3 protein-coding genes and 1 riboswitch are annotated in these 4,424 nt (G+C 64.6%); of the genes, 1 reads left to right on the top strand and 2 read right to left on the bottom strand.

Going from position 1 to position 4,424, the window contains the following annotated elements; genetic code table 11:
* Positions 1–169: 169 nt before the first annotated feature.
* Positions 170–979, bottom strand: coding sequence for an HAD-IIB family hydrolase (locus tag ACODSU_RS25185; protein ID WP_488845683.1), 810 nt, complete (start codon positions 977–979; stop codon positions 170–172).
* A gap of 6 nt (positions 980–985) precedes the next feature.
* Positions 986–2,614: a peptide chain release factor 3 gene (locus ACODSU_RS25190; RefSeq protein ID WP_488845685.1), complete on the bottom strand. Its 1,629-nt coding sequence runs from the start codon at positions 2,612–2,614 to the stop codon at positions 986–988.
* Between the two features lie 178 nt (positions 2,615–2,792).
* Positions 2,793–2,872: riboswitch (S-adenosyl-L-homocysteine riboswitch) on the top strand.
* 73 nt (positions 2,873–2,945) lie between these two features.
* Between ACODSU_RS25190 and ahcY the strand changes: the two genes are divergently transcribed.
* The gene (gene ahcY / locus ACODSU_RS25195) at positions 2,946–4,379 is read left to right on the top strand and encodes an adenosylhomocysteinase (RefSeq protein ID WP_476017527.1); all 1,434 of its coding nucleotides are present in this window, start codon (positions 2,946–2,948) and stop codon (positions 4,377–4,379) included.
* The last annotated feature ends 45 nt before the right edge of the window (positions 4,380–4,424 follow it).

A 4,424-nucleotide genomic window follows, 5' to 3' on the forward strand; every position in this document is an offset into this window, starting at 1 on the left:
ACTTACTTGTCTGGGCCTACCTTTTGGCAACGTGCACTTCGTTGTTTAAACCGCCAGTCAAAACTGCTTCTTGGAGGTCTTGCGTGCACTGTCCCGGTGGGGCTGGCCTCGTTACGTGGATCAGCCAGGGGCTGTGGCGACAGCGCCCTGTAGCTTGATTTGCTCGTCTTTAGCGGTGCGCCAGAATTGCCCTAGCCACTTCCGCAAACCCCGCGCCCCGTTCGCCCTGCGTCACATACCGTGGCAGATGTGAGAGCTGCGGCACAAACCGCGCGATGTTGGCCACGCCCACGCTGTGGATGAAGTGCTGGAACATCGCCTGGTCATTGCCTGAGTCGCCCACAAACACCCAGCGGTCCAGCTCCTGCGCCAGATCGCGCCCCAGCAGCTCGCGCACGATCCAGTTGGCGCCCTGCCATTTGTTGAAGTCCCCAAAGCAGCCGTGGATGTGGATGCTGCTCACCGTGGTCTGCATGCCTTCGCGCTGTAGCAAGTCCAGCACCTGTTGCACGGTCTCGGGCGGGTGCCGGTCGAACTCGGCGTAGTCAAAGGCCAGGTCCGTCTCGCGCCCGGCGCTGTCGCGGCTCAGGGCCACACCTGGCACTTCCGAAGCCACCAGCGCGGCGATCTCACGCATGCGTGCCTGGTTGGCGCTGCGCGTGGCGGCGTCTTGCTGGTAGCGCTTGACCAGCGGTGGTTGAGCGCCAGAGCCCCGGGTAAACGCCACAGCACCGTTCTCCGCCACCATGGCATTCACCGGCCAGGTCGAACCGACAGGCCCAGCCATGAAGGGTTCGCACCAACCAATCGGCCGGCCGGTGATGGGAATGACCATCAGGCCCGCGGACTTCAGGTCGGCCAGCGCCTGCAGCGCGTCGGCCGTGATGGCGCCCTCGGTGGTCAGGGTGTCGTCGATGTCGGTGAACACGCCCACCAAGTCGCGGCGGGCCGCTGTCGGCCAGAGGTCCAGAGGTCGCATGCGGGCTCAACCGGCCTTCTGCAGTGCCAACCCCGCATGCTCCCGCAGCGGATGGAAGTGGATCTTGGGAAACCGCTCCTGCGCCAGCCGCACGTCATAGGGCGAGGTGCACAGGTACGCCAGCGTGTCCGCCGCGTCGTGCGCCAGGCGCAGCGGGTAGGCATCGGTAAAGGCGCGCAGATCGGCGGCAGTGTCTGCCGTGATCCAGCGGGCGCCCGTGTACTGGCAGCCTTCCAGCCGCACGTCGGCGTCGTACTCGGCCTTCAGGCGGTGTTGCACCACTTCAAACTGCAGCTGGCCCACGGCGCCCAGCAGCATGTTGCCGCCAGCGTCGGGCTTGAAGACCTGGATGGCGCCTTCTTCGCCCAGCTGGGCCAGGCCCTGCTGCAGCTGCTTGGTGCGCAGCGGGTTCTTGAGCACCACGGTCATGAACATTTCGGGCGCGAAGAAGGGCAGGCCGGTGAACTGCAGGTTCGCGCCGTCGGTGATGGTGTCGCCCAGCTGCACGCCGCCGTGCGTGGTGAAGCCGATGATGTCGCCCGCGTAGGCCTCTTCCACGGCCTCGCGGCGCTGCGACATGAAGGTCACGACCGAGGTCGGCCGCAGCTCCTTGCCGGTGCGCTGCACCTTGAGCTTCATGCCCGGTGTGTACTTTCCCGAGGCCACGCGCACGAAGGCGATGCGGTCGCGGTGGTTGGCGTCCATGTTGGCCTGCACCTTGAAGACCACCCCCGCAAAGCCCTCGTCCTCGGGCTGGATGGTCTTCACCACGGGCTGTCTGTTCACTTCGAGCGTGCTCACGCGCGGGCCGGGCGGCGGTGCCATGTCCACCAGCGCGTCCAGCACCTCCATCACCCCGAAGTTGTTCACGCCGGAGCCGAAGAACACGGGGGTCAACTTGCCGGCCAGGAAGGCCTCGTGGTCCCAGGCGGGCGATGCACCGGTGGCCAGCTCCATGCTGTCCATGGCGGCGTCGAACTCGGCGCCAAAGCGGGCGCGCAGGGTGTCCACATCGGTGAGCGGGATGGATTCGAAGTCCTGCGGGCGACGTTCGCTGCCGGATTCGAACACCGTCATCGTCTTGGTGCGCAAGTTGATGATGCCGCCAAAGCTCTTGCCCTGGCCCACGGGCCAGGTCATGGGGCAGCAGGGCATGCCCAGTTCGCGCTCGACCTCGTCCATGATGTCCAGCGGGTCGCGCACCTCGCGGTCCATCTTGTTGACGAAGGTGATGATGGGCGTGTCGCGCTGGCGGCAGACCTCGATCAGGCGGCGGGTTTGTGCTTCCACACCGTTGGCGGCGTCGATCACCATCAGCGCCGAGTCCACGGCGGTGAGCACGCGGTAGGTGTCTTCCGAGAAGTCCTTGTGGCCGGGCGTGTCGAGCAGGTTGATCACATGCTCGCGGTACAGCATCTGCATGACCGAGCTGGCCACCGAGATGCCGCGCTGCTTTTCGATTTCCATCCAGTCGGAGGTGGCATGGCGGCTGGCCTTTCGGCCCTTGACGGCACCCGCGATCTGGATCGCGCCCGAGAACAGCAGCAGCTTTTCCGTCAGCGTCGTTTTACCGGCGTCGGGGTGGGAAATGATGGCAAAGGTGCGGCGGCGCCGGGTTTCTGGGGCGTAGGACACAGGGGTTCCTGAATGGGATGGGTGCGGGGCAGAGCGCCCTGCGCAAGAAATCTTCGGGCCGGGACCTGCATGGGTCGCAGGGGCGGCAGTCGCGGGATTTTACTGTTCCGTGCAAGGTCCGGGATGAATTCACCCCTGCGGGCATGGCGCCGGGAATGCACTTGCTTTTATAATCCGCCGATCCGAGGAGCGTTGCAGCGTCCCCAGCACAGGCGGGGCGTGAGGCTCGGAGTCATCTAGCAACGACGCTCATCCACTTCGCGTGCGGTGAGGCGTATCGACCATCCCCTTCGCGCAGTGGCTTTTCAAACATGCTTTGGAGCACACCATCATGAACGCACGCGTCAACGCCCCGGTCAACACCGACTGCATCATTGCCGACATCGGCCTGGCCGAATGGGGCCGCAAAGAAATTCGCATCGCCGAAACCGAAATGCCCGGCCTGATGGCCATCCGCGAAGAATTCGCTGCCAAGCAACCGCTCAAGGGCGCACGCATTACCGGCTCGCTGCACATGACGATCCAGACCGCCGTGCTGATCGAGACCCTGCAGGCCCTTGGTGCTGAGGTGCGCTGGGCTTCTTGCAACATCTTCTCCACGCAAGACCACGCCGCAGCCGCGATTGCTGCCGCTGGCACGCCCGTGTTCGCCATCAAGGGCGAGACCCTGGCCGAATACTGGGACTACACCCACCGCATCTTTGACTTTGGCCCCGCAGGCGCCGAAGGCGAAGGCCCCAACCTGATCCTGGACGACGGTGGCGATGCCACGCTGCTGATGCACCTGGGCAAGCGCGCCGAAAAGGACGTATCGCTGATTGCCAACCCCACCAGCGAAGAAGAAACCTGCCTGTTCGCTTCCATCAAGGCCAAGCTGGCGCAAGACCCGACCTGGTACAGCCGCAAGAGCGCCCAGATCATCGGCGTGACCGAAGAAACCACCACGGGCGTGCACCGCCTGAAGGAAATGTCGGCCAAGGGCTCGCTGATGTTCCGCGCCATCAACGTGAACGACTCGGTGACCAAGAGCAAGTTCGACAACCTGTACGGTTGCCGTGAGTCGCTGGTGGACGGCATCAAGCGCGCCACCGACGTGATGATCGCCGGCAAGGTGGCCGTGGTCGCTGGCTACGGCGACGTGGGCAAGGGCAGCGCCCAGGCCCTGCGCGCGCTGAGCGCCCAGGTGTGGGTGACCGAGATCGACCCCATCAACGCCCTGCAGGCCGCGATGGAAGGCTACAAGGTCGTGACCATGGAATACGCTGCCGACAAGGCCGACATCTTCGTGACCACCACCGGCAACAAGGACGTGATCCGCCACGAGCACATGCTGGCCATGAAGGACCAGGCCATCGTCTGCAACATCGGCCACTTCGACAACGAGATCCAGGTCGCGTCGCTGGAGCAGTACCAGTGGGAAGAGATCAAGCCCCAGGTGGACCACGTGATCTTCCCGGACGGCAAGCGCATCATCCTGCTGGCCAAGGGCCGTCTGGTGAACCTGGGCTGCGGCACGGGCCACCCCAGCTTCGTGATGTCGTCGAGCTTTGCCAACCAGACCATTGCCCAGATCGAGCTGTTCACTCACAGCGACTACTACGAAAACGGCAAGGTCTACGTGCTGCCCAAGCACCTGGACGAAAAGGTGGCGCGCCTGCACCTCAAGAAGGTGGGCGCCATGCTGACCGAGCTGACCGACGAACAGGCCGCCTACATCGGCGTGCCCAAGCAAGGCCCCTACAAGCCTGACACCTACCGCTACTGATCCCGGTGCGCGCGCCCTGGCGACAGGGGGCGCGCACGGTGGTGT

This window comes from Acidovorax sp. FG48 (assembly GCF_057809085.1).